This is a genomic window from Terriglobia bacterium (genome assembly GCA_020073085.1).
In the GTDB taxonomy this organism is placed as follows: Bacteria; Acidobacteriota; Terriglobia; order JAIQFV01; family JAIQFV01; genus JAIQFV01.
Genome location: JAIQFV010000005.1, coordinates 192,432 through 218,711 on the forward strand (window position 1 = coordinate 192,432; position 26,280 = coordinate 218,711).

At 54.7% G+C, this 26,280-nt stretch carries 18 protein-coding genes; 17 read left to right on the plus strand and 1 reads right to left on the minus strand.

Annotation, left to right across the window (positions count from 1 at the left end):
- Positions 1-244: 244 nt before the first annotated feature.
- The 5 genes from LAO21_07545 to LAO21_07565 all read left to right on the plus strand — a co-directional run bounded on the left by LAO21_07545 (position 245) and on the right by LAO21_07565 (position 9,947).
- On the plus strand, positions 245-3,019 hold the full coding sequence (locus LAO21_07545) for an Ig domain-containing protein (protein MBZ5552558.1): 2,775 nt from the start codon (positions 245-247) through the stop codon (positions 3,017-3,019).
- Positions 3,020-3,329: 310 nt separating this feature from the next.
- On the plus strand, positions 3,330-3,836 hold the full coding sequence (locus tag LAO21_07550) for a UpxY family transcription antiterminator (GenBank protein MBZ5552559.1): 507 nt from the start codon (positions 3,330-3,332) through the stop codon (positions 3,834-3,836).
- A 1,096-nt stretch (positions 3,837-4,932) separates the two neighbouring features.
- Positions 4,933-5,688 carry a FecR family protein gene (locus LAO21_07555; GenBank protein MBZ5552560.1) on the plus strand — a complete coding sequence of 252 codons (756 nt, stop codon included), beginning with the start codon at positions 4,933-4,935 and terminating at the stop codon, positions 5,686-5,688.
- Between the two features lie 442 nt (positions 5,689-6,130).
- Entirely contained in the window at positions 6,131-7,276 is a 1,146-nt protein-coding gene (locus LAO21_07560; protein ID MBZ5552561.1) for a polysaccharide export protein, read from the plus strand.
- A 346-nt stretch (positions 7,277-7,622) separates the two neighbouring features.
- Positions 7,623-9,947, plus strand: coding sequence for a polysaccharide biosynthesis tyrosine autokinase (locus tag LAO21_07565; GenBank protein MBZ5552562.1), 2,325 nt, complete (start codon positions 7,623-7,625; stop codon positions 9,945-9,947).
- Positions 9,948-10,060: 113 nt separating this feature from the next.
- On the opposite strand, the gene LAO21_07570 is transcribed toward LAO21_07565, so the two are convergent.
- A complete protein-coding gene (locus LAO21_07570; protein ID MBZ5552563.1) occupies positions 10,061-10,438 on the minus strand; it encodes a four helix bundle protein in 378 nt (125 codons plus the stop codon).
- Between the two features lie 167 nt (positions 10,439-10,605).
- Here LAO21_07570 and LAO21_07575 point away from each other — a divergent pair, with 167 nt between their 5' ends.
- The 12 genes from LAO21_07575 to LAO21_07630 all read left to right on the plus strand — a co-directional run bounded on the left by LAO21_07575 (position 10,606) and on the right by LAO21_07630 (position 25,916).
- Positions 10,606-12,090 (plus strand): hypothetical protein, encoded by a 1,485-nt coding sequence (locus LAO21_07575; protein MBZ5552564.1) that lies wholly within the window; start codon positions 10,606-10,608, stop codon positions 12,088-12,090.
- Positions 12,091-12,276: 186 nt separating this feature from the next.
- Positions 12,277-13,860, plus strand: coding sequence for an O-antigen ligase family protein (locus tag LAO21_07580; GenBank protein ID MBZ5552565.1), 1,584 nt, complete (start codon positions 12,277-12,279; stop codon positions 13,858-13,860).
- Positions 13,861-13,977: 117 nt separating this feature from the next.
- Positions 13,978-15,318 (plus strand): oligosaccharide flippase family protein, encoded by a 1,341-nt coding sequence (locus LAO21_07585; GenBank protein MBZ5552566.1) that lies wholly within the window; start codon positions 13,978-13,980, stop codon positions 15,316-15,318.
- 155 nt (positions 15,319-15,473) lie between these two features.
- Complete coding sequence (locus tag LAO21_07590; GenBank protein ID MBZ5552567.1) at positions 15,474-16,898, plus strand: O-antigen ligase family protein; 1,425 nt, start codon at positions 15,474-15,476, stop codon at positions 16,896-16,898.
- Positions 16,885-18,072, plus strand: a complete 1,188-nt coding sequence (locus LAO21_07595; protein ID MBZ5552568.1) for a glycosyltransferase family 4 protein — start codon at positions 16,885-16,887, stop codon at positions 18,070-18,072. The genes LAO21_07590 and LAO21_07595 overlap by 14 nt, the downstream gene beginning before the upstream one ends.
- Positions 18,073-18,111: 39 nt before the next feature.
- On the plus strand, positions 18,112-19,353 hold the full coding sequence (locus LAO21_07600; GenBank protein MBZ5552569.1) for a glycosyltransferase family 4 protein: 1,242 nt from the start codon (positions 18,112-18,114) through the stop codon (positions 19,351-19,353).
- 31 nt (positions 19,354-19,384) lie between these two features.
- Positions 19,385-20,383, plus strand: a complete 999-nt coding sequence (locus tag LAO21_07605; GenBank protein ID MBZ5552570.1) for an NAD-dependent 4,6-dehydratase LegB — start codon at positions 19,385-19,387, stop codon at positions 20,381-20,383.
- Positions 20,384-20,390: 7 nt separating this feature from the next.
- On the plus strand, positions 20,391-21,092 hold the full coding sequence (locus LAO21_07610) for an NTP transferase domain-containing protein (GenBank protein MBZ5552571.1): 702 nt from the start codon (positions 20,391-20,393) through the stop codon (positions 21,090-21,092).
- Positions 21,093-22,007: an NAD-dependent epimerase/dehydratase family protein gene (locus tag LAO21_07615; GenBank protein ID MBZ5552572.1), complete on the plus strand. Its 915-nt coding sequence runs from the start codon at positions 21,093-21,095 to the stop codon at positions 22,005-22,007.
- Positions 22,008-22,168: 161 nt separating this feature from the next.
- Positions 22,169-23,986, plus strand: coding sequence for a carbamoyltransferase (locus tag LAO21_07620; GenBank protein ID MBZ5552573.1), 1,818 nt, complete (start codon positions 22,169-22,171; stop codon positions 23,984-23,986).
- Between the two features lie 88 nt (positions 23,987-24,074).
- Complete coding sequence (locus LAO21_07625) at positions 24,075-24,830, plus strand: class I SAM-dependent methyltransferase (protein ID MBZ5552574.1); 756 nt, start codon at positions 24,075-24,077, stop codon at positions 24,828-24,830.
- 243 nt (positions 24,831-25,073) lie between these two features.
- A complete protein-coding gene (locus tag LAO21_07630) occupies positions 25,074-25,916 on the plus strand; it encodes a class I SAM-dependent methyltransferase (protein ID MBZ5552575.1) in 843 nt (280 codons plus the stop codon).
- The last annotated feature ends 364 nt before the right edge of the window (positions 25,917-26,280 follow it).

Below are 26,280 nucleotides of genomic sequence, written 5' to 3' on the forward strand. Positions count from 1 at the left end.
TTGACAACACAAGCTTGGGGTGTAGTATTCATATTGGTTGTATGTAATAAAATCCATCACTTCCAGTCGAATAAATATGAACTCATCAAATCAAAAGCCTTTTGGTATCGATTTTTTTTTCATTGGATTAGTCTTGGCAACTTTCTTCCTCTTGAACCCAATAGGGACGGGGCAACTGACCGCAGCAACCAGTCATAGCAATGGGCCCGTCTCGACGGCAACTTCACAGTCAAAAGGACCAGAATTGAATTCGTTTGCAGCCGCTGGATTCGATAGGGGAGGCAAGTTCGATCGGACTGCGGCCAACGATGTCTTCAACGAAGCTTCAACCCATCCGAGCATACAAACCGGCGCCTCTCGCTCTCGGGTGAACTACCCAGCACAATTGAGTCAGAGCCCTGTCGCGGGGGTGGGCCTCAATGGCGAGAGCGAAGCTGTTCTTCTCGCCGCAAACCTAGTGGGCGCCAATTCCTCGTCCTCACCGAGTGAATTCTTTGCTTGCCCGACAATTCCCATACAGCCAGCGACACTTCCAAATGGACTGCTGGGGGTACCTTTCAGCCAGACGCTCGTTGCCAGTGGTGGAGTGTCTCCGTACAGTTTTGCAACTGTTCCCGCTATTCTTCCCGCCGGGTTGACGCTTTCTTCAAGCGGTACACTTTCAGGGACGCCCACGGCGACGGGCCTTTTTTCTTTTACGGTGACTGCAACCGATGCGAATAATTGCACGGGAAGCATGGCATACTCAGTCGCCATTAACTGTCCGACGATCGCCTTGTCACCGGACACACTTCCCAATGGCGTTGTGGGAGCGGCCTATAACCAGTCGATCTCAATCAGTGGTTCATCCGGCTTCACTTTTTCAGTCCCTCCGGGAGGCTTGCCGCCTGGTTTGACGCTCTCGCCCACGGGTACCCTTACGGGCACACCGACTGCAGCGGGCACTTATTCATTTACCGTGACTGCCACTGGCCAGAACAATTGCGGCGGCAGTAAGATTTATACCCTGATTGTGACCACTGCGGTGTGTACCCCGGTGACCCTGTCGCCCGCAACATTGCCGGGAGGCGTAGTAGGGACAGCGTACAACCAGACGATCACCGGAAGCGGCTCTTTAACCTATACCTTCACCATCTCCACGGGCGGTTTGCCGCAGGGGTTGGCGCTCACGCCCTTCGGCGCCCTCATCGGGACGCCGACCAAGCCTGGCGCATTCCCTTTCACGGTCAAGGCGACCGCCACGAACGGTTGCACTGGGACGCAGGCATACACGATCACTATTAATCCCTCTGGGTGTCCAGCCATTACCTTCTCGCCAGCTTCGCTCCCTGCAGGCATTGTCGACACGCCCTACAACCAGACCATCACGACCAGTGGAGATCCACTACCCTCTACCTATTCGGCGCCGCCCGGGGTCTTGCCTCCGGGTTTGATACTCAGCGTGAATGGCGCACTCTCAGGAACTCCAGCGTCGGCCGGGACGTTTTCCTTTACAGTCACGGCGACGGATCTTAATGGGTGTGCGGCGAGCCAGAACTATTCCATTACCATTTCAGGGTCCACGAACTCACACTCTCAACTGAATCTTTCTCTGCCCCAGGGAGGTGCTGGGACCACTTCAACGATCGGAGGCGCGGGCAGTGTTCGGACAGGGTATGCGACGGTCACATTGAATTCGGGTACGTCAACCGACGGCACGGCCGTGTTCAGTCTTAGCTCGAATGGTTTTGTCGTCACTGAGGCGGGTGTACCCGCTTCGCCGCCGACCACGCATGCCAAGATCTTCATCGACTTTCGCAGCAGTGTTCCCGCCAAAACCGCGCGGCTCAATGCAGGCACCATTAACATCAACACCGGCTGTGCCATCGTGAACCGCGGCACGGGTCCGGCGCATATTACCTACACCCTGAGGGATTCCACCGGCACAACAACCCTCGCTACAGGAACTCAGACCTTGGATCAAGGTGCGCACGACGCCCGCTTCATCGACCAGATCAACGAGAAGGCCCCGAGCTTTGTGGTGCCACAAGATTTCAGTACCATCACGAAGTTCGGCTCGCTTGAAATTCAAAGCGATCAGCCTCTATCGATTCTTGCGCTGCGATTGACCGGCAACCAACGTGGCGACACCCTGCTGACCACCACTCCCATTGCCGATCTCACGAAACCGCTATCGAGCAATGCGCTTTACTTCCCCCAGGTGGTCGATGGGGGAGGCTATCAGACGACCGTTATTCTGCTGAATACCTCTGCGGGAACCGAGACCGGGATGTTGAGCCTGTTCAACGACTCGGGCTCGCCTCTTGCCGTCAAGCAGAGCGGTGGAGCATCTAACTCGTCGTTCCGCTACAGCATTCCGCCCGGTGGGGTATTCCTCCTGGAGACCGATGGCTCTCCAGGGACCATCAACGCCGGTTCGGTGCAGGTCATACCCGATCAAGGGACCTCTTCACCCGTAGGGGCCGGGGTGTTCCGATTCACCCAGAATGGCATTGTCGTCACCGAGTCAGGGATTCCGGCGGCCAACCCTACGACTCATGCCCGCATATACGTCGACACGTCCGGCGGCCACAACACGGGACTTGCCCTTGCTGCCCCCACGGGCGATCCCGTCAGTGTTGTGGTGAGTGCTTTTCAGTCCGATGGCAACACGCCCGCAGGGACGGGAAAGGCCGTGCTGTTAAGTGGTAAGGGACACACCGCACAATTCGTGGGGGAGATGATTTCCAGTTTTCCCAGCGGGTTCACTGGAGTTCTGGATATCCATTCGACCTCTCCCTTTGTGGCGCTGACCCTGCGTTCGCTCGACAACCGGCGCGATTTCCTTTTGACGACCTTCCCCATTGCGGACTACAGCCAGCCGGCAGTCGCGCCGCTTGTCTTTCCGCACATCGTGGATGGGGGAGGGTACCTCACGCAATTTATCTTGTTGGATACCGGGGATGCCGCCAGTACCACCTTGAACTTCTTTGACGATAAGGGCTCCCCTTTGCCGGTGGGAAAGATGGCAGGAAGATAGCAGGACGTTGAGCTCCAGACGATGGAGCATTCAAGATGGATGTTCGTCACTTGTCGGGGTTTTGGAATCAGGGCTTCTCCGGGAAGGGGGAAGTGGACTGATAAATCGTATTGACTCGACGCCGTCCTTCAACAAAACAATCTGGTCGACATGAGAATGACACAATTTTCGGCTATTAGTCATGCGGGGGATTTGATGGGTTCACCTTTGGGGAGCGAACTTTTTTTCCGCCTCGTGCGGAGTTCGATATCCTCCCGTCTTCCATGAAGGCCCCGCAGGGTTGAGCCAACCTTTGAGGGTCGGCAATCACATGAATGAATCCAACCACCCTGCCTGGTATGCCGTTTGGACCGCAAGCCGCCACGAGAAAGTGGTGAATCTCGAGTTGTCGAAGAAGAGATTGGAGACTTTCTTGCCGCTCATGAAAGTCCTCAGCCAGTGGAAGGACCGGCGCAAGCTTGTCGAAAAGCCGCTTTTCCCGGGCTATCTATTCGTGCACACCACACTGGACCATCGTCTTGATGTTTTGAAGACGTCCGGGGTTGTTCAAATCGTGGGAATCAAGAACGTCCCGGAGCCCATCCCAGATCAGCAAATCGAAAACATTCAAATTCTTTTGCGGTCGGATTTGAAATATGACCCGCATCCCTCCCTGACCGTTGGTCAGCGGGTGCGTGTAAGAACAGGAGCCTTGCAGGGTTGTGAAGGGATTCTCGTACGAAAGAAAAATCTCTCGACGCTGGTTCTCTCTATTGAGTTATTGCAACAGGCCGTGGCGGTGGAGGTGGATGCCTTAAACGTTGAGCCACTTCACTAACGGGCGAAGAGGATTGCCTTTCGCCCCGATAAGACCTTTCCGGGAGCGATGAGTATATAGTCTCCTTTCAGACCACTTGTTGCGCCAGACCTTTTGTGTCAACCACTCTTCATCTGGAGGGTTTGATTTTTTTAAATTTGTGGGGGGGGGGGAAAGGATTTCCTAAAAAAAATTGTTTGTCTCTGATTTTGCAAAAGTGTATAATATTGCACAGTTAGTGCATTTGATGAATTAAGTGGGGGAAAAGTCAAGGTATTAGTTTTTAAGCGTCGGAAGTGGTTGTAACTGCGGGAATTGCGAATCGAGGCTTTTTGTTCAATGTGTTTTAAAATAAGGGCCAACGGCCTTCAAACCTAACAGACACGCGAACCGGACGTTTTGGTTTTTCGAGTGTTTCAGATTCCTGATCATGTCTTTGTATAATTGCGGAGTGTGTGGGTTTTTGGTCTCAGATTGACGTCTCGCCTCACGTTCTATTCGGGCGAATCCTCTCACTCCTGTATTGAAACGGCTGTATTTTTGAAGCAGGGGCGGAGTTCAGACGATCCAACGGGGTATGGGCGCATCGATATGAAAGGCGCATTTGTTTTGGATGGGAATCATTGTAGTTCGGCGATTCGAGCAAAGGGGGCGCTTGAGGGGACCGGTCGGTTCAATCAGGTTTCCGGTGTGGTTTCCCAATTGCTCTTATTAAAGAAAGTTTCACGGCCCGGGCTCTCTGGGTCGGAGGGCCCCGCATACTCTGGCGCGAAGACCGAAGCAGGAAATGTTGCGGCCAGGGGTGCTCTTAAGACTCTTGTCGAAATCCATTGCGCGTAATCGGTCTTCCCGCTCGAAAAGGGACCCTTGTAACCGGTCGATTGTGACTGAGAGGGCGAAGCTATAAAAGGGGACTCTGCGGAGGCACTCGATTCAAGTCGACTCGGCTCTCTGTCCTTCGTCGGAACAAACAAACCGGGCTTGTGCTGCAAAGCAACGATTGAGCCGACGATGAAAGAAACAGGGTGAGCGCAGCCGTGATTTCCCTTGACTTTCCGTATTCGCGGAGAATACCATAAATCAAACAACGCAGTCGTTTGACTGGAGGAGGCGTCGCATGAACCCCCTTTTCATCAGGAAGGATTGGTTTGCAAAGCTGATCATCGGCCTGCTGATTTTATCAATCAACTGTTTTTATGTTCCGATGACGCCCGTCTTTGGGGCGGCGATGCCCATTGGACAAATGGTTGTCAGCGGGACCGCCTCTACGACGCAAGCGGAGTCTACCGTCTTTAATGGAGATGTTGTCAGTACGAGTCCCGGTCAACCCGTGGCCATCACGTTGAAGAACGCGGGGCTGCTCAATGTTGCGGGCGCTTCTCAGGTTCGACTGGAGCAGGACAGCGGCAATTACAGGGTGGAGTTGACCCGCGGTGAAGTTCTGTACTCTTCGCCGAAGCTGAGTCATGAGGGCATGAAGATCCGTGCTTCGGGCGTGGAGATATCCATCGCTGCAGCCAGCGCGGCCAGAGGGAAGGTCATGAGCACGCCGGAATATATCCTAGTGAGTTCTCTCTCCGGCGAGCTACAGGTCGCCAGCAACGGTCGGTCTTATGCAGTAAGCGAGGGCGATTCCAGCGTGATCCCAATCGCTGCGGCTTCAAATGCAGGCTCAAATAATCCGAGGCCGGACAACGCAACGTCGAAAAATAAGAAGAAGGCGGGAACGGGAGCGAGTGCTCCTGCCGGAAGCAATGGATTTTTTGGATTGGGTGCGGCTGCGACTGCTGCCATCGTCGCGGGAATCGGCGTTGGCACAGGAATCATCATTTGGCAGGCCACGAAGAACGATAGCAGTCCGTCCCGGCCATAGATGGGTCGGCGCTTGCGTCCGCCGGGTTTGTGGCGGATTCGGTCGGTTTAATCTAGTCGGTAGTTGTAAGCATAATACGGCATTCTCCTTCCAATATATAGCAGCATTTGCTACTCCTCCGAACATCTCCCGATTAGAACGGGCCAATCTCTCGTGGTGTCCGCGGACCCGGTGATTAGTTCCTGTGCGCGTTCTATCTCCACGTTCTTCCAGGTTCCTCTTTTCAGCTGTTCTGTCGCGACCAACTGAATAGATCCGCCACGCAGCCGGCGGACCTTTGACCAAATAGACCGAATAGACCGAAAAGACTGAATAGACCGGACAGACGGAACAGACCCAATAGATTGAATCCGACACGCAGCCGGCGGACGCACGCGCTGACCGAATAGACTGAACAGACTGAATAGACCGGATAGACCGAATCGTGAGAAAGCCGAAACTTATGAAACCAACAAATCTCCTGATTTTATTCATCGGTCTCCTTGCCGGCCTCTCAACGGGATCTCTGGGGCAGACGCGAGTAGGGGACCAGAGGCCTGGCGAACCGCCATCGGCGCAATGGCCCCGGGGAGAAACCGGTAGTGACGAAATCAACACCCTGAACCAGGCGCTGGCGAAGCGGGCGGCGAGTCGGACCACCAACAGCGACTCGGGATCGGACTATGTCATCGGGGCCAACGATCTGGTAGAGATTGCGGTCTTCGATATCAAGGATCTCGACCGGGTCGTGCGGGTGAGCAACCAGGGGAGGATTTCGCTCCCGTTGATTGGCTCCCTGCAGGCTTCGGGTCTGACGGCCCGCGAACTGGAGGTGGTAATTGCCGAACTGTTGCGCCAGAAATACGTCAAGAATCCGCAGGTCAGCGTTTTCATCAAGGAGTTTCAAAGTCGTCCCGTCGCGATTTATGGGGCCGTAAAGAAGCCCGGCATTGTGCAGCTTCAGTCTCCGCGGACCTTGATTGAAATGCTGGCAATGGCAGAAGGGTTTTCCGAGGACGCCGGCGATTCTGTCACCGTCAGGAGACACTCCGCCTTGGAGATGGCTTCTTCCACGGCGCCGTCAAAGGAGGGCGAGATCGGCAGTTCAGGGGCTCCCAGCGCCCCGGAAGTTGCGCCGGACGGTTCCGGCTCCAAAGGTTCCTCCGGGCAAGTAGAGATCATCAAGGTCAAGATCAGCGATCTGATCAACTCGAACGAGCCCCGATATAACCTCCTCATTCAACCCGGCGACGCCATTAATGTCGCGAAGGCAGGAATTGTTTACGTCACCGGGGATGTGGGACGCCCGGGTGGATTTGTGCTTAAGGAGCGCGAATCACTCACCGTGTTGCAGGCTGTCTCGTTGGCCGAAGGCGTCCACGCCACTGCCGCAAAGAAGGCTGCCCGTATCATTCGCAAACACGAGGATGGAACGAAAGAGGAGATCCCGATCAACCTGGCCAAGGTCTTTGAAGGGAAAGAGCCTGACATGACGCTGCAAAACAATGACGTCCTGTTCATCCCTGCCAGCGCCAGCAAGAGCGCCCTGCGTCGAGGGGCCGAGGCAGCTCTACAGACAGCCACGGGAATTGCGATCTATCGGAGATAGGTGAGGCGGTCCATTTCGTCTATTCGGTCTGTTCAGTCTGTTCGGTCGGGGTCGTCGAGTGGGTTTTAGGGGTTTGATGTGGGTAGAAGTTTCTTAGTGCATCCTTTTCAGAATGTTGCTAATCGTTGTTGAAATGGTTGTGCACAAGGTCCCCCGGTGAACCACCGCGGAGCAGACCGATTAAACCAAGTAGACCCACCGAAGACCCGGCGAACCCCCGACCGAACAGACTGAACAGACCGAATCCGCCAAAACCCCGGCGGACGCAGGCGCAGACCGAATAGACCGAACGGACCGAATAGACTGGACAGACGGAACAGACCGAAAAGCCTTCCTGGAAAAATCTATGGATGAAGCCATCGAAGACAAACTCGTACCTCGCCATCGCGAGCCGACCGCGCTGGCCCGACGCTCGGAGCTGGAACCCTTGATGACGCCCTGGGAGGAGGAACCTCCCCCCAAGGTGCGCGACTTCTATCGGATCATCAAGAAACGCCGTTGGGTCGTTTTCACCGTGCTGGTCACCATGGTCACGGTCGTCACCATTTATTCCTTCAAGGCAACGCCGATTTATGAGGCCAAGGCGTTGGTGCAGATCGACCGGGAATCCCCCAATGTCGTCAGCTATAAGGATTTCGTGACGGAGAATGCGGACAGCGAACAGGTCGCGGTGCCGACCCAGGCCAAGGTACTGCAAAGCCGGACCCTGGCCCACCGCGTGATTGATCAACTGGATCTCCGACGCCACCCGATGTTCGATCCCGACCGGTCCCGGTCACCCTTTGACTTCCTTAAATCCCCCGATAAGAAAACCACTCCGTCCACGGTCAAAACGGCCAGTGATGAGGAAGATGTAAAGAAGGAGTCGCTGGTGGTGGACCAATTTCTAAGACAGCTTGACGTGAAACCCCAGCGGAGCAGCCGGGTGATTGAGGTCTCCTTCAGTTCGCCGGACCCGGAACTGTCGGCCCGAATCACCAATGCGCTGATCAATGGATTTATCGACCTCAATCTCGAATCGAAGTATGACGCCACCCTGAAAGCATCCGAGTGGCTTCTGAAGCAGTCCGTGGACCTGAAGGCGAAGGTGGAGAAAAGCGAAGAGGCGCTGGTCAATTACGCGCGCACCAACCAGATCATTTCCGTCGACGAGAAACAAAACATCGTAACCCAGAAACTCTCCAACCTGAATGAAGAGTTGACCAAGGCCCAGTCCGACCGCATCGCAAAGGAATCACTCTACCGCGAGATTCACTCTGCTGCGGGAGGAGATGTGAACCTGATTCGCGAGAATTCCTTGATCAAGACGCTTACCGAGCGCCAGGCCGACCTGGAACGTCAATACGCGGACCTGGCGGCCAAGTTTCAACCGGGTTGGCCGGCGGCACAGCAGATCAGGTCTCAACTCGAGGAATTGAAGAAACAAATCGCCTCCGAGACACAGCGCATCTTGAAGGGGATTGATGCCGATTATTTTACGGCTGTCAAACGGGAACAGCTGCTCCAGAACGCCCTGGATCAGCAAAAACTGGAAGCCAACGCGCTGAATGAGAAATCGATTCAATACAACATTCTCAAACGTGAAGTCGACACCAACAAGCAGCTCTACGAGGGACTCCTGCAACGACTCAAAGAAGCAGGAATATCGGCCGGGCTCAAATCCAGCAACATCCGGATCGTCGACCTGGCCGAAGTGCCCAAGGATGCCGTGAAGCCGAAAAAAGCAATGAACATCCTGTTGGGTTTGGTTGTAGGCCTGATCTTTGGTGTCGGAATGGCGTTCCTCCTGGAGTTCATGGATACCAGCCTTAAAACCCCCGATGAGGTGGAGCAGCTTCTCCGTCTGCCTTCGCTGGCACTGGTGCCGGCCCTTGTTCCTTCGACCTCACAGAAGATGCTGGCAGGCCGACAGAGTCTGTCTGGCCGGAATGGAAGCCCTCACGAAAGGCGCCATGCCATCGATCTCATTTCCCAGACCGAGGCGAAATCCATCGTCTCCGAGGCCTTTCGCACCCTGCGCACCTCGGTGCTACTCTCCACCAATGGCCATCCGCCCCGGAGCATTCTGATCACGAGCGCCGGTCCCGGAGAAGGGAAGACCAGTACTGCCATCAACCTCGGCATCACCCTGGCGCAAATGGGGAGCCGGGTGCTGATCATCGACTGCGATATGCGCCGGCCCCGTCTCCACCGGGTCTTCGAGATGCCGCCCGGGAATTCAGGCTTCAGCTCTTTCCTCTCGGGGAATGCGAAGCTGGTGCCCTTGATCGTGGAGACCGAGATTCCGAATCTCTATGTCATTCCCGCCGGCATCACTCCTCCCAATCCATCGGAACTGATCGGGTCGGAAATCATGAGGCAATCGCTGGAGATGCTGTCGGCCCACTTTGACCACGTCATCCTGGACTCCCCTCCGGTCATGTCCGTGACTGACACCACGATCCTCTCCACCCTGGTCGATGGGGTCGTCCTGGTGGTTCAGGGGGGAACCACGAATCGCGACGCGGCGGCACGCGCTGCCCAGCGGCTGCGCGATGTGGGCGCCCGCGTCTTCGGGACAGTCTTGAATAACGTCGACGTGAGTTCGGCGGACTACGATTACTACTATCACCAGTATTATTACTACTCCTACTATTCGGAAGAAAAAGAAAAGGACGGAAAGGCCGGGTAATAAGTTCGGTCTATTCGGTCTCTCCAGTCTCTTCAGTCTGTCCAGTCTCTTCAGTCTGTCCGGTCTTTTCAGTCTGTTCGGTCTCTTCAGTCTGTTCGGTCTATTCGGCCTGTTCAGTCGAGGGGTTTTGGATGGCTTCGCAAATATCTGATCAGGGCGGAGATCATCTTTCCGGTTTTTCCGGAATATTGATAAGCATAACTGAATTGCTCCTCTGCGATGTATCCCTGATCCAAGGCAACATAGAGGTGACTCTTGACTTCAGAAGCTGAGGCCATAGCAATATAAAGGAATTGGACGAATTCCCGACCGGCGCGGCGTTGGAATCCTTCAGCGATATTGGCCATTATGGAAACCGAGGCTCGTCGCATTTGATCACGCAATCCAAAGTCGCGATGAATTCCACCGCTCTTTGTCAAACCATAAATGAGCTTTGTTAACTCTCTTGCCTCCTGCCAGCATTTTAGATCTTCAAATCTATGGACAGTCATGTCAATTATCCAGGGGGAGTATTCTTGAAACGCTGGGGGACTCATAAGACATTACAACTCGTTGGCTCATTTTTGAATGCAATAACACCTGACCCTTCCCCGACCGAATGGACCGAACAGACTGACAAGACCGAATAGACTGAAAAGACCGAATTGACCGCTTCCCCTTGTCTTTTCCCCTCAAAATTATCGTCTTTGCCGCCGTTTTGATTCTCTGCCTGACCCTCGCCTATTTCACAGTCCGGAATTACACTGTAGAGACACTCCTCGATAGAGCCCCCACCAAGAGCAACCTCCTGGATCTGGATCGAACCGCACCCGACAACCCGTTTGTCAACGCAGCCCTCGGCCGACTGTATCAATATTCCGGCGAGGATTACGACTTGCAGCAAGCCATCACGCGCTACCTTCGCGCCTCAGCGGCCAACCCCTACGACTCCGGGACCTGGCAGAATCTGGCCAAAGCCTATGAGGCCTCGGGCCGTGTTGGAGACGCTGCTCGTGCGCTTCAAAATGCCACCGCAGCGGCGCCCTCCTCAACTGCAGCCCATTGGGCGATGGCCAATTTTCTTGTGCGAAACGCCTCCGATCCCACGCTCTTAACCGCAGGGCTCATGCCTTCAGTTGATTCCACCGGCAGGGAGCCGACGACCAACCGGGTCGACCGAAGCAAGGAACAGATGGAAGGCCCCGCGAAGTTTGAAATCTCGCCACAACTCGAAGGGATCCTTCTCGAAGAGCTTAAACGGACGACCGACCTTGATTCCGATTCACTGACAGATGCCTTGTCCCTGGCTTTCCGCGCGGGGATCGATCCCCGAATCACCTATCGGACCATCGTTCCCGGCGACGCGCCAGATCAATATGCTGCCATCAAGTGGTTCGCCGCCATGAAGGAGTGGGACACCGCTACCCTGGCGTGGGACAGCCTCTCGAATTCAGACAACCCCATCGAGATTCAGCAGACTATTCCTTACATTGATGCCCTCATCTTTAATGATCGCATTTCTGAAGCGACCGCGACGTGGTCGCGGGCACTCTCCCTCACCCACTATCTGGAAGCGACACTCTACCGGACCGCCCTCGATCCGATTGGTTCAGGGAACTATAGCCGGAACAATGGCATTACTTCCGACCTCTCTCATTCAACCCAGAATCTCATCTTCAATCCCACCTTTTCGCGCGAGCCGCTCAATGGGGGCTTTGATTGGCGGATCTTCGATAGTCGCGAGGTCCCGATTCGTATCGACAAGCAGACCTTTCTCAAGAATCGCCGTTCCCTTCGAATTGAATTCACGGGCAGTTCAAATCAGGATTTTGCACAGGTGTATCAGTACGTTCCGGTCAGACCGTCGACCCCTTACGATTTTTCCGTCTGGCTCAAGACCCAGGGAATTAGTACTGATCATGGCCCCTATTTTGAAATCATTGATATTCATCTTGCCGGCCAGAGTCCTCAATCCGCCGTGGTCCTCTTCCAAACGACGCAACTCTTGGGCGACAATGAGTGGACAGAACTGGACCAGCACTTTACGACGGGACCTTCGACTCAACTTCTGGTTGTTCGTCTCCGTCGGTTCCCCTCAACTAAATTCGATAACCTCATCAAGGGACGGGTCTGGATCGGGAATGTGGTGCTTGTGGAGAAGTGAAACGGTTTGTTCAGTCTGTTCGGTCTTTTCGGTCGTTCGGTCCATTCGGTCAAGAGTGCGCCGGCTTTATGACGGATCTGTTAAGTCTACGCTCCCGTCCCCTGGCCGAACCGACCGACTGACTCAACAGACCGAAAAGACTGAATAGACCGAACGACCGAATAGACCGTTTAGACCTAACCTCCCATGCTTAAATTTGTCCAATACGGAATTCTGGTTGTACTCGTTGCCTCGCCCCTGGCGTTCGGCTCCGTCGAGCCTTGGGCCTATTCCTTGATCAATCTGGTGGGCCTCCTGCTCCTGCTTATTTGGGCCTGCAACCGCCTCATCGTGCCATCCCCGGAGAGATCTGCCAATCCAGACGGCATGAACGGCGGTCCGGTCGGGCCAATAGAAATGGCTGAGCGGCGCGGAGGTGACAGAGCCGCCCGACAAAAGGGCATAGCACTTTACCTGTTGGCTGCCTTTATCGGACTGGTGGTTTTTCAGCTGATACCACTTCCGGTTTCTCTTGTCCGCCTGATTTCTCCTGCCCGTACCCATTTCATCGAAAAGCTCCATATGGTCAGCCCGAGCACTGTCCCATTGTCGGCAAACCCCTATTTGACTTCCATCGCCTTACTAAACCTCATCGGTCTGCTGGTCTATTTCTTCCTCCTCACACGTTTGATCGCTTCTTCGAGCGAACGGGTGACTATGCTGGACAGGCCTGACACTGAGACTGACCCAATGGCCGGGCTGAATGAACATCCGAGCCGATTCCGAGTTATCGCCAACCATGTGTACCGCAAATCCCGTCACGTCGCAGTGAGGAATTTATTTTTGAAGAAACTCACTCTTGTAGTGATCGCCATGGGTTTTGTGGTGGCGTTGTTTGGAATCATTCAAAAGCTTTCCGGCACTCAGGAGATTTATTGGTTTCGAAGGCTTACCCACGGGGGCTCCCTCATGGGTCCGTTTGTGAATCGGGATCACTTTGCGGGATATATTGAGATGAGCTTCGGCGTGACGCTGGGGCTCCTGCTTTTCCTGAAACGTAAGTCAGGTTATCGCTGGCTGTTGGGGTTGTCGGCGGTGTTGATGGGGGCAGCGATGCTTTACTCGGGATCCCGCGGGGGCGTCCTTTGTTTTCTCTTCGAACTGGTCTGTGCAGCAATACTCCTCTTCGCATTCCGGCCTGAAGGGTCACTTCGACTCAACAAACCTGAGAAACCGTCAACCTCAGGGCTTGTCATCCCCCTCCTGCTCATTGCGGTGATTCTCATGATTTCATGGATTGGTCCGGAAGCGGTCCTGGGCCGGTTGAATGAAGACGCCTCGCAGAACGACCGTCTTCCCGTTTGGCGTGATACGTGGGCCATCGTCAAGAGTTTCCCCATCTTCGGCTCGGGCCTGGGAACATTCCGGAGTGTTTTTCCCCACTACCAATCGAAGGATTTTCCGGTCCAGTTCTTGCAGGCCCACAACGACTACCTGCAATTACTCTCGGAGACCGGAATTCTGGGAGCGGGCATGATCCTGATCGCGCTCGCGACACTCGGATACCGCCCGTTTCGCGAACGAAGGATTTCCTCCCGACAAATCCAATGGCCCGAACACCGGGAGCGGCGAGGCTCTCTCAAGGGGGGGCATCATTTCAACCGGGCGGTCCGACTGGGGGCCCTGATCGGGATTTGCGGGATGCTTCTCCATAGCTGTTTTGATTTTAATTTGCAGATCCCCTCAAATGCCCTGCTCTTTATAACTCTCTACGCCGTGGTGTCGAGTTGACAGGGACAACAGAACCAACTCACGAACTGATGGATGGCACTGTTCTGACCAACTGACTGTTCTTCTCGCGATGGGAAAAAGACGCATCGCTCGACATCTCAAGTCAGGTCGCCTCATTTGACTTATTGGAAACAACTGATAGGAATCGAGGGTGGCGATTCGCTGGCCTCCCCGGGCTTGCGCCTGAGGGCCGGTATCGCGTGGAACTTCGTTGCAGTATTTTTCAATCAGGGCAGCACCCTCGCCATTAACATCGTGGTCGCCCGTTTGCTGGGGCGTGAAACCTTTGGCGAGTATGCCATGCTCTACAGCACCCTGGTGGTCATCTCGATCGTGGCGCAGCTGTCCACCGGATACACATCCACGAAATATGTCGCGGAGTTCCGAACCGTGGACAAGGAAAAGGCGGGGCGCCTTCTCACGCTGTGTTTTCTGGTCTCCGCCGTCTCGGCGGCCGTTGGCGCTTCTGCGTTGTTGTGGAGTTCATCCTGGATTGCCTCAGTGGTGTTGCGAGCCCCTCACCTGGTACTCGGGCTGAAAGTCGGGTCGGTTTTTTTATTTTTCTCGACCATCAACGGATATCAAATGGGGGCACTGGCGGGCCTGGAAGGATATCGAGGTTTGGCCAAGGCCGGTGTCGCCAGTGGACTGACCGCTCTCCTCGGTGTCTCACTCGGAGCTTACGCGTACGGTTTGAATGGAGCGATGATCGGGCTCGCCCTGACCGCCCTTCTCCGGTGTCTTCTCCACAACGTGTGGCTGCGCCGGGAGCTGTCCCGGCAGGGATTCGGCCTGCGGTTCGATGGGCTGGGGAACGAGGGTGCCATCCTTTACCGGTTTGCGCTGCCGGTGGCCATCATGACGTATTTGTCGTTCCTGACAATATGGATCGCGAATCTGCTGCTGGTGCGGCGGCCGAACGGGTACGCCCAGATGGCACTCTATAGCGCTGCGACCAGCATTCGGCTGCTTGTGCTTTTCCTTCCCAATGTGATCAACAGCGTCGGATTGTCGGTCCTGAACAATGAAAGGGGAAAGGGTGACCTGCGCCGCTACCGGGAGGTATTTCGAGTCAATGTCACCATGATTTGTCTGGCTGTCCTCATTCCGGCGATGGCGCTGGCGATTGGCGGGAACGTGGTCCTGGGTGTCTTTGGCCGGAGCTTTCACGAGGGCTACCCGGTTCTTGTCTTGCTGCTCCTCTCCACGATTCCGGAAGGCCTGAGCATGGGTCTATACCAGCTCATCCAGTCGCAGGAAAAAATGTGGCTCTCTTTTGCTCTCATTGTCGTTCCGAGAGAGATCGTGTTTGTGACGTTGGCTTATGCATTGACGAGGCAATACGGAGCGTTTGGTTTGGCGGGGGCCTATTTGATTGCCGTTACGCTCGGACTGGTGAGCCACTCCGCGATGGTTTTACAGCTCACTAAGAAACAAAACATAGCCGCCTTTGCATAGGGGGAGTTGGTCGCCTCCATTGGGATGATCGACGGAGGCTGATTCGGAAAGCGGGGTCGGGTTGAGCAAGACAGACTTGGTTGTTGAGTGCCTGCATGTGGAGCTTATCGAGAAGACACCCCTCAGAAGAACGGTTGGCCATTGAAAGGAGATAAGTGAATTTCGCCCGCACCATGCCCGGCTGGGAAGTCGTCTTTGTCTTCTTCACGCTGGTGCTTCTCTCCGTGGGCAGCCTGTATTACTTGAACAGTGTGGAGACCCCTTTCTCCATTTGGCTTCTGGTCTTGATTCCGGCGGTCCCGCTTTTCATGCTGGTGATGCACAAACCACAAATCGGTTTCTATTTGAGTGTTTTGTCGTTCATGTTGGACAGCCAGACAATTCCTGGCCCGATGAACCTTTCGGTCTCCAATGTTCTGCTCGTGGTGACTCTCGTTGCGATCTGCATTAGACGAGTGACTGCCTCCCGGACCCCATCGAACCGCGAATTTGGTCGCGTCGATAAGCCCACTCTCCTGTTGGGCGGCTGCCTTCTGGTGGCGGCCCTTCTGTCGCTGTTTGTGGCGCAGTTCCCGGAGACTGTTCTCCGCATGATGGTGACCCTCATGGGGGGGTTGACCGTTCTCTACCTGACCCAGGTGCTTTCGCCGGATTTGTCAAGGGTCGTGAAGATTGTCAAGTTCTATGTCTGGGGGGCGGTAGTTTGTGCCGGTCTGGGGGTCTTACAGTCGCTCCTGGCGGGACTCGATATCTACTCCTGGGGAATCAATTATTCCGAGGTCGGACGGTTCTCATTGCCGCTGCCTCGGGTGACATCAACATGGCTTGATCCGAACATTTTTGGCCTATTTCTGTTGCCAGCTATATTTTACGCGCTTGCCGTGTTAACCGGCAAAGTTACTCGGTTGGTGGTCGTTACGATCTTGCTTTCAGGGGTGGCATTGTCCTACTCAAGGACTGCTTGGACAAGCGTAGTCATCGGATTGTTGGTGTACTGGGGAGCCGGCCTTTTGAGTTCCAAGTCAAGCCGGCCTAGGAGTCTTCCGCACGCGGCACTGCGAGGGTATCTTGCTGTTCTGGTTCCCCTGGGCGTTGGGCTCATCGTCTGGCGAGCAGGAATTTGGGAATGGCTAGTCGATTTGAACCGAGAATCCGTGGACTTGCGAGTTGATCTGAACCTTGTTGCGTGGAGATATTTCCAGTCTTCGCCGATCTTTGGAATCGGGCCCGGGAATTTCTGGGAAATCTTCAATACCATTTCTCACAATTCATTCCTGGCAGTACTGGTTGAGTATGGCCTTGTTGGAGGCTTGGCTTGGTGTGTGATGCTAGGCATTACCACTTGGAGGGCGATGAAGATCATATTTGGGCGTGTAGATGAAGCTTTAAAACGCCTCATGCTTTGTTCAGTAGGTGCTTTCGTGGGGCTGCTGGCAGGCGGCCTTGCCATCGAAATTCAGAATGCCAAGTTCGTGTGGCTCACGCTCGCGATGATCACCGCACTCTCCTTACAGACACCCAGGGACCTGCTCACAGTGGTGCCTGGAGATCAACGAAGTCGTCCACATGCGAAAAATTAAGATCGTCTGGCTTTGCATGCCATTTGTCTGGCCCGGAGGAGGAACCCTTCGTCATCTGACTAACTGGACGAGGTCCATGGATTGGGATCGGTTTGAAGTAACCTTGATTTTAGGTGGGCCATTTCCCAAAGATGTTGCAAAAGCTAGGGAACACCTTGAATCCATCGGTCCTGTGCATGTTCTGTATCTTGACGGATTAACGCCGAGGAAACTGTTTTGGGGGGGCATGAAACAGTTGCAGGAGCGTTTGGTGGCCTTGAGACCGGATGTTCTGCACACGATCTTCATCCAAAGTGATATTGCCGGGAGCTTTGCCCGCCGAAAGGCCGGGGTCCCCGCGCACGTTTCCTCACTTGAAGGAGCACTTGTACCTCCGACTGCTCCCCTCCTCAAGCGCCAGGTCTACAAGTTAGGCTACGCTATCGTCCGGTCACATCTGGACGCGGTCATAGCAATTTCCGACGCGGTGGGCGATGAGGCCGCACGTGATTTCGGCATCCCGTTGGACCGAATAAGGACTATCCATAGCGGGATCGATCTGGACGAATTTCAACTCAAGCAGGGCTGGCCTTACTCCTCTGTCAACCCTCCCAAGACCGTAGGGATGATTGCTAGGCTTAGCTCCGAGAAATTGCCGCAGCTTCTCGTATCCGCAGCAGCTCGGGTATTGGCCCGTTGTCCCGGTGTTCATTTTGTATTTGTTGGCTCCGGTCCTGAAGAGATCCGCCTCAAGACCTTGACTCGTGATTTGAATGTAGAAAAACACTTTGAGTTTTCTGGCTGGTCTGACTGTGTTGGAAAAAGCCTACTGAACATGGACGTGTTTGTGTTCACCTCCAAGTTTGAGAAGTTCGAGGGCCTACCATGGACCGTACTTGAAGCCCAAGCGGCTGGCGTGCCCACAGTCGCCTCCGCGGTGGGAGGCGTTCCAGAAATTATAACCGATGGTCAAAACGGGCTGCTGTTGCGAGAAAATACCCCGGAGGAGCTCGCCGAGAAGATCGTATGGATGCTGGAGAACCGTGAGCAGGCCGCGGCAATGAGCAGAACCGGTCGTCGTCAGGTGGAGTCCCACTTTACGGCTCAAAGAGAAGTCGAAGAAATTCAGGCCTTGTACGAGAGTCTCTGCCCCTTCCCTCATATCCAACGGGCTGAACAGGTCTCTGTGGGCTAGTCAAGTTCCCCTGGCCTCAACGACGAATTGTGGAACGAAATGGAACCTCGAAGAATTCTTTTTGTCGAGCCGTATAACTGGGATTGTGGACCCCACCGGGTCTTGCGTGGTTTGATTACCCACCTGGACAGGACGCGCTTCATACCGGTCGTGGCCCTTCCCGCGCCGTGTGACATTGCTGAGGAATTTCTTCAACGGGGCGCAGAGGTGCGGTTCATTCCGGGAATAAGGACGATTCCGCGGTCGATCTCCTTGACCCGACAGTTCGGGTTCTGGGCGGACACTAGAAGCTCTGCCCACGATCTCGAAAACCTGATCCGGGCTGAGAGTATCAGATTGGTTCATAACAATTCGGAGGCTTGCTGGACCGGCCTGTTCGCCGCAAGGCGAGCTCACGTTCCCGCAGTTTGCCACCTCCTTGGATTGAGTGTCCTCTCTCCCGGTGTGGTGGGTCACATTGTAACCCGGACTCTGAACAAATATTCCCATGCTCTGATCGCCTGTTCCGGCCCTGTGAAGAAAGCCTACATGAAGGGAGGTGCCCGAGAGGATCTTCTGAAGGAAATTCATAACGGCGTCGATGTGGCACTCTTCGACCCGACGCGCGCGGCACCCGGACTTCGGAGTGAACTCGGCCTCCTGGATACACAACCTTTGGTCGGGATGGTTGCCAATTTTGATCCTCGCAAAGGGCATCACCTCTTCATTGAGGCTGCCGCATTGGTACTCCAGCGTATTCCACAGGCTCATTTCGTCCTGGTGGGTAATGTGCACTTCAAAGGCGGGGCCGATTACTTTGACCGAGTTCAAAGGCTCGTGGTCAAAAAGGGTTTGATGAAAACGATTCATTTCCTGGGTTTTCGTCCAGACCTTCCCGACGTTCTGGCCTCACTGGACGTTGTCGTTCAGCCATCTCTCACCGAGGCCGGTCCCCTAGCTCCCCTCGAGGCAATGGCCATGGGACGGCCGGTGGTAGCGACCGATGTGGGCGGGAACTCTGAAGAGGTAATTGACGGACAGACCGGCATCGTCGTCGCGGCTGGAAGCGCAGAGGCGATCGCTGACGCCGTGACCAGACTTGTTTCGGATCCGGCACTGGCTCATCAGATGGGAAAGGCCGGAAGAGATCGTGCTTTAGGCCTCTATACTGAAGGAGTCTTTGCACAAGAGGTGCAGCAATTGTACGACGTCCTACTTGGGCCTGGAATTGAGTTTAAAGACGGCGCGGGAGGCCGCACATTGTTGGCTGACCAAGAAGCGATCGAGTGCAAGCAGAAATGAAAAGGGTAGGATCACGGGAGACCGATAGCAGATGAAATTGCAGAATAAGAAAGTCCTGGTGACAGGCGCAGACGGATTTATTGGGAGTCATCTGGCGGAACGATTGGTTGGGCTGGGGGCAACGGTTCGGGCGATCGCCTATTACAATTCGTTCAACTCCTGGGGATGGCTAGATACAATGTCTGCGGAAGTACTGAATGATATGGAAGTGGTGACGGGCGACGTCCGCGACCCCTCTTTTGTGCGGCAGGCCGTGAAAGGGAACGATGTGGTGTTCCACCTGGCGGCCCTAATTGCCATCCCCTATTCCTACCAATCCCCGGGAAGTTACGTTGATACCAACATCAGGGGGACCCTCCATGTGATGGAAGCAGCCCGCGACCTGGGGGTCGAAAAGGTAATCCATACCTCCACTAGCGAGGTCTACGGAAGCGCCCAATATGTTCCCATCAATGAGGACCATCCGCTGCAGGGACAATCGCCTTACTCGGCATCCAAGATCGGCGCTGACCAGATTGCGCTTTCGTTTCATCTTTCATTTAATACACCTGTGGCCGTCCTGCGGCCGTTCAATACTTACGGACCGAGGCAATCACTACGGGCGGTCATTCCGACCATCATCACCCAGATCGCCTCCGGAAAAAACAAAATCAGCCTGGGGGCGTTGCATCCGACTCGGGATTTTAACTACGTTGAGGATACCGTCACGGCGTTCCTCGACGTCGCCGCAAGTGATCTAACGTCCGGAAAGGTGATCAATTCGGGAAGCGGCCGGGAGATTTCCATCGGCGATGTGGCGGGGGAGATCGCGCGTCTCATGAATTCGAATATTGAAATAGTTTGCGACAAGGACCGATTGCGCCCCGAACCCAGTGAGGTCCAGCGGCTGCGCGCCGACAACACGCGGTTGAAACAACTCACCGGCTGGTCCCCCCGCTTCACGCTCGAGACTGGCCTCGAAAAAACCATAGCGTGGTTCACTCAGCCGGAGAACCTGGCACGTTACAAAGTCGATATTTACAACCGGTAGAGGTCCTATGAGAGCAGTGATTCTGGCCGGAGGGAAGGGGACGCGACTCAAGCCGTATACCACCAGCTTGCCCAAACCCCTGATGCCCATCAACGGCGAGCTCCCGATCCTAGAGATCGTGTTGAAACAACTGAAGCGGGACGGCTTCACCCGCGTCACCTTGGCGGTCAGCCACCTCGCTGAGATCATCATGGCCTTCTGTGCCGACGGCAGGAAATGGGGACTGGCCATCGATTATTCCATGGAGAAGGCTCCCCTTTCCACCATCGGGCCGCTCACACTGATTGAAGACCTGCCGGAATATTTCCTCCTGATGAATGGAGACATCCTCACGGATCTGCGCTTCAATGCTCTGGTGGAGGCCCATGTCCAGAGCGGTGCCGACGTGACCGTAGGGACGTTCAAACGCTCCGTGAAGATGGATTTCGGCGTCATCGAATACGCCGACCGGTGCATATGCACCTTCCAAGAGAAACCAGTCTATCACTTCGATGTGAGCATGGGGATCTACGTCATCAACAGGAAGGTCATCGACGCCCTCCAGAAGAACCAGCCTTACGGGTTTGATAATCTGATGTTGGATGGAATCAAGAACGGCATGAATATGCGCGCGTTTCCCTATGATGGGTTCTGGTTGGATATCGGCCGGCCTGATGATTACGATCTGGCCAACGAACAATACGAATCGTTAAAGGACCGGTTTCTGTAAATGAAGAGAGTGTTGATTACGGGGATCCTGGGTTTTACGGGAAACTATCTCCTACCCCACCTCGTCGAACGAGAGGGGCCATCCGCAACCTTCTTTGGACTGGACATTCACGGCCAGGCAATGGCGGGGGTGGAGTATCTCTCCTGCGACATGGTGGACAGAGACGCGGTCAGGCGCGCCGTGGTAGAGATCCGTCCGGACGAGATTTATCACCTAGTCGGCAGTTTTACGAACAACTACGAGATGGATTATGCCTGCAACTTGAGTGCCACGAAAAACCTGCTGGACGCGCTCTACGAAAGTGGTTTTTTGAGAACAAAAATACTGGTGATCGGCTCAGCGGCAGAATACGGCCTCATTCACATGGAGGACAGCGTCACGGAAGAGGCACAGCTCGTTCCTTCCGATTTTTATGGCCTTACCAAGGTTTTTCAGACTTACTTGGCCCAAGGCTATGTCCGGTGGAAAGGACTCCACGTTGTCATTGCGCGGCCGTTCAATATCATTGGAAAGGGGATTAGCAACCGGCTTTTTGTGGGGCACCTGTACGAGCAGATTCAGGATTTCCGAAAGGGAAGGATCAGGTCCATTCCCCTGGGAGAATTAAACGGACGGCGTGATTTTGTCGATGTCCGGGATGTGGTGGCGGCCTATGCAATCCTCATGGAAAAGGGAACGGCGGGGAAGGTGTATAACATTGGAAGAGGAGAACTCATTACGATGGAGCACCTGCTTCATTTGTTCATGGAACGGTTTGGCATCCCTCGTGACTGTGTCTGGGAGACAAAGGAGGACCGTCGCGATGGGGGCAGCGCGAGTTTCAAAGCCGACAACGGGCGGCTGCGCGGACTGGGATGGGAGCCCACTATCGATTTGGCGATGTCGGTGCGGCTGATGTATGAGGCTGCCCAGTGAGGACGAGAGAATAGAGCGGCGTCTTTGGAGAATCCGGAGGTGGAACGTCCCTTCCTCTGGACCGCGACCGCTTTCAGCCTCATGCGGGGAATCGCGCGCTGAGAAGAAGCGGTAGAGGCACAACACTCACGGTATAAAGTGGGACAGGGAATGGATAAGCAATGAATATTATTGGTATTAATGCCTATCACGGCGATTCCGCTGCCGTCCTTTTTCAAAACGGAAGCTTGGCGTGTGGGGTGGAAGAGGAACGCCTGAATCGCGTGAAACACTGGGCGGGATTTCCGGCACTGGCAATCCAGACAGTCTTATCGGCGGCCCATCTGTCTGTGGGGGAGATTGAGCATGTGGCCATTTCGCGGGACCCGGGCGCTCACCTCTTCGATAAAGTTCTCTATACATTCCGAAATCGGCCTGGCTTTGATGCCATTAAGTCCCGGCTTGCCAATTACCGGAGCGTGCAGGGCCTCGGGGAGTTGCTCGCCTCCCTGGATCGGACCGGTGGGCGGATCCGGGCAAAGATCCATAACATCGAGCACCATCGCGCCCATTTGGCGTCTGCTTTCTTCTGCTCCCCCTTTGATGAAGCTGCTTGTCTCACCGTCGATGGCTTCGGTGATTTTCTCTCCTCCATGAGCGCAGTCGGAAGGGGGAACCGGTTGGAGATCCTCGATTCCGTCACTTTCCCGCACTCCCTGGGGATTTTCTACACGGCGGTGACGCAATTCCTGGGATTTCCGAAATATGGGGATGAATACAAGGTGATGGGATTGGCCGCTTATGGAACCCCCCGTTTCCTTCCCCAGATGAGAAAGATGGTTCATTCAATAGGAGAGGGCCAGTTCGAATTGAACCTGGATTACTTTATCCATTCCTCAGAAGGGGTGACGATGTCGTGGGCCGGGGGTGAGCCGATAGTGGGACCGCTGTGGTCAGCAGCATTTATCGAGGAGTTTGGACCTCCGAGAGAGCCGGGGGCCGACTTGACGGAGCGGAACCGCGACCTGGCGGCTTCCCTTCAAGCCATGTACGAAGAGGTTTTCTTTGAACGTGTCAACTGGTTACAGAAGAAAACCGGACTCAAGGCCCTCGCCCTGGCGGGTGGATGCGCCATGAATTCCGTGGCCAATGGAAAAATCTTCAACAAAACGGGTTTCTCGGATGTCTTCATCCAGTCGGCAGCGGGGGATGCAGGAACGGCGCTGGGGTCGGCTCTTTATGTCCGGCATCAGGTGCTCGAGAAGCCCCGTGATTTTATTATGGAGCACTCTTACTGGGGGCCTGAGTTTAGTGAAATGGAGGTGCTCGCGGCCGTTCAAAAGGCGCTGCCCGGCCTCGCCGGAGTGGACGAGTCCGCCGCTTTTGTGGATTCCGCCGCCACCGGAAATGGGGACAATGGTTTTGCGGCGCACAAGTACACAGATCCGGACATGCTGTGTCGTGACACGGCAGACGCGATCGCCAACGGAAAGATCGTGGGTTGGTACCAGGGCCGCAGTGAGTGGGGCCCCCGGGCGTTGGGAAACCGGTCCATCCTGGTCGATCCGCGGCGCCCGGAAATGAAAGAGGTCTTAAACTCTCGAATCAAGAGACGGGAACCCTTTCGTCCGTTCGCGCCGTCCATCCTCGAAGAACGCGTGGGAGATTACTTCGAGGAGTCTTATCCTGATCCATTCATGATCAAGGTGTATCCGATTCGAGCGGAGAAACGGGCGGAGATCCCTGCGGTGACTCATCACGACGGCACCGGCCGCCTCCAAACCGTTTCAAAGAAGCAGAATCCGCTCTATTGGAAGTTGATCAAGGCCTTTGAGGAGAAGACGGGCGTGCCGGTTGTTCTGAATACTTCGTTCAATGAAAATGAGCCCATTGTGAACACCCCCCAGGAAGCCGTCGCCTGCTTCATCAGAACACGGATGGATTGGCTGGTGATGGGGAACTGGGTGGTCGCGAGGGCGGACGGGCCGGTTGGCAAATGAGCCATAGCGTGATGCCGTATTCGGTTTCGTCCAGAGTGGGTTTTGAAGGCTGGTACAACGAAAGGCGACCCTGGGTTGATCCCTTGCCATGAACTTTGCAGCAAACAATGTGAATCCTGGCCTGACGTGGCAGGAACGCTATCTTGCGCGATTCTACGACCGGGAATCCGGATGGATTGATGGCACGGAAGAATTTCACAACCTTTGCACCCGGGTCATTCCGAGGGGAGGAAAGATCCTCGAGATTGGTGCAGGCCCCAATAACCCGACGTCGCAATTTCTATCGATACTGGGGGAACTCCACGGGCTTGATCCTGACCCAACAGTTCACGAAAACATGGCCCTGAAGAGCGCAAGACTCCTGACGGGGAATGAATTCCCATTCGAGACCGCGAGTTTTGATGCGTGCGTTTCCAACTATGTGCTGGAGCATGTCCAGAATCCCGCGTCGCATTTGCGGGAGGTCGGGAGGGTCCTGCGAAGCCTTGGTGTTTATGTTTTCCGGACGCCAAATCGTTTTCACTATGTTTCGTTGGTATCCTCGATGACGCCTCACTGGGTTCACGACTCCGTCGCCAATCGTCTGAGAAACTGTCCGGCCGGGGCGCATGACCCCTATCCCACTTTTTACAGAATGAATTCTCAGGGCGCCGTGCGCCGCCTCGCCGCGGGAGCGGGGTTCAACGTGGACTTACTTCGGATGGTCGAAAAGGAACCCTCCTACGGAATGTCCTCCCGAGTATTGTTTCTGGCCTTCATGACGTACGAACGGGTCGTGAATTCAATGAATCTGGCAGCCGGCCTGCGAGCCAATATTTTCGGGGTGCTTCGGAAAGGATCATAGAGTTTGTGGTTCAGTTGATATGCCACAGATTGGCATGAACGCCCAAGCTCGGCATCACTTTGAGATCTCCTAACAGATGGCTCGTAGTTTCGGCGTGGAGCCCCCTCGTTGGCACAGGCCTCTTGGAATTCAGAGTGGACGGGTATATTCACGAGTCTTGCTTGGAGTGGAATGAAACCAGCGGTTTGATGTGTCCCGTCGGAGAGCTCTCATGCAGGCTATTTGATTTTCAACCAATCTTTTATGGAAAAGACGCTTAAGTACAGGGAAGCCGTTAAACTCCTTCAGGATCGATTTCCTTTTGAAGAGTATTGTGTGCAAGCTTCCGAAGGGAGTAGTGCGTACTCCAACATCGCCCTCACGTGCCGCCGTTATTTGAAGCCAGGAAGCAGGATTCTGGACTTTGGATGCGGACCCTGTGACAAGACCGCCTTGCTACAATTCTTGGGGTTCCAGTGCTCTGGTTATGACGATCTTTTAGACCACTGGCACATGATACCGGGAAACAGAGAGAAGATTATCGCGTTCGCCAGGGAATGTGGTATCGAGCTCCAGGTGGCAGGAAGTAATGGAATATCATTTGGAAGGAACACCTTCGACATGATTATGCTCCATGACGTATTGGAGCACTTGCACGACTCTCCCCGCGATCTTATGAACGATCTGCTTGAACTCGTGAAGCCCGAGGGTTACTTATTTGTAACGGTTCCTAATGCCGTGAATATCAGGAAGCGGTTAAGTGTTCTTTTTGGGAGAACAAATTACCCTAGCTTTGAAGACTACTATTGGTATCCTTCAGCGTGGAGAGGACACGTCAGGGAGTATGTCAGAGAGGATCTCATAAAGCTCTCGAAATACCTTAACTTGGAGATAGTCGAGCTGAGAGGCTGCGATCACATGTTGCACCGGTTGCCTGTGGCATCTCGACCTGTCTATGTTCTACTGACGGCCATCTTCAGCGGTTGGAAGGATTCATGGATGCTTGTTGCCAAGAAGAAGAGGGGCTGGGCGACGAACAAGACTCTACCGGAGGATGAACTGGCTTGTATTCTGCGGAGGGACACGCCTTACAAGTATGCAGAATAGAAATCCGGTATCCCCCGAGACCTGCGGTTTTCCCGTGACCAGGCGCGCAGGGATTTCTTCTCTACCTGAATTGGGTAAGCGTGAGCAAACCGTTTGGGCTCCCAAAGTCATTGGTGCTTTGTTAACGAAGTCCTGGAATTAGAAGGTTTCTCTTAAAGACGATATCGTCTAAAGACGAAGGAGAATGGGTTCATACGCGCTCTCCCCTCCCCTCATAGTCCAATCCAATTAGCCGGCCCCCTCTGCAACGACTGGGTGCACTGTGGATCACTGTTCAATGAGACTCGGCCATGGCCATCGATGCTCAGAATCACCGTTGAATAGAAGGATAATTCAGCAGGGGCTGCGCCGTCCTCCCTCCCTG

What these genes read in the sequence shown, in the direction of transcription:
- LAO21_07550 (MBZ5552559.1), top strand. Translation starts at nt 3,330, where the DNA reads ATGAATGAATCCAACCACCCTGCCTGGTATGCCGTTTGGACCGCAAGC.
- LAO21_07555 (MBZ5552560.1), top strand. Translation starts at nt 4,933, where the DNA reads ATGAACCCCCTTTTCATCAGGAAGGATTGGTTTGCAAAGCTGATCATC.
- LAO21_07560 (MBZ5552561.1), top strand. Translation starts at nt 6,131, where the DNA reads ATGAAACCAACAAATCTCCTGATTTTATTCATCGGTCTCCTTGCCGGC.
- LAO21_07565 (MBZ5552562.1), top strand. Translation starts at nt 7,623, where the DNA reads ATGGATGAAGCCATCGAAGACAAACTCGTACCTCGCCATCGCGAGCCG.
- LAO21_07570 (MBZ5552563.1), bottom strand. Translation starts at nt 10,438, where the DNA reads ATGACTGTCCATAGATTTGAAGATCTAAAATGCTGGCAGGAGGCAAGA.
- LAO21_07580 (MBZ5552565.1), top strand. Translation starts at nt 12,277, where the DNA reads ATGCTTAAATTTGTCCAATACGGAATTCTGGTTGTACTCGTTGCCTCG.
- LAO21_07595 (MBZ5552568.1), top strand. Translation starts at nt 16,885, where the DNA reads ATGCGAAAAATTAAGATCGTCTGGCTTTGCATGCCATTTGTCTGGCCC.
- LAO21_07600 (MBZ5552569.1), top strand. Translation starts at nt 18,112, where the DNA reads ATGGAACCTCGAAGAATTCTTTTTGTCGAGCCGTATAACTGGGATTGT.
- LAO21_07605 (MBZ5552570.1), top strand. Translation starts at nt 19,385, where the DNA reads ATGAAATTGCAGAATAAGAAAGTCCTGGTGACAGGCGCAGACGGATTT.
- LAO21_07610 (MBZ5552571.1), top strand. Translation starts at nt 20,391, where the DNA reads ATGAGAGCAGTGATTCTGGCCGGAGGGAAGGGGACGCGACTCAAGCCG.
- LAO21_07615 (MBZ5552572.1), top strand. Translation starts at nt 21,093, where the DNA reads ATGAAGAGAGTGTTGATTACGGGGATCCTGGGTTTTACGGGAAACTAT.
- LAO21_07620 (MBZ5552573.1), top strand. Translation starts at nt 22,169, where the DNA reads ATGAATATTATTGGTATTAATGCCTATCACGGCGATTCCGCTGCCGTC.
- LAO21_07625 (MBZ5552574.1), top strand. Translation starts at nt 24,075, where the DNA reads ATGAACTTTGCAGCAAACAATGTGAATCCTGGCCTGACGTGGCAGGAA.
- LAO21_07630 (MBZ5552575.1), top strand. Translation starts at nt 25,074, where the DNA reads ATGGAAAAGACGCTTAAGTACAGGGAAGCCGTTAAACTCCTTCAGGAT.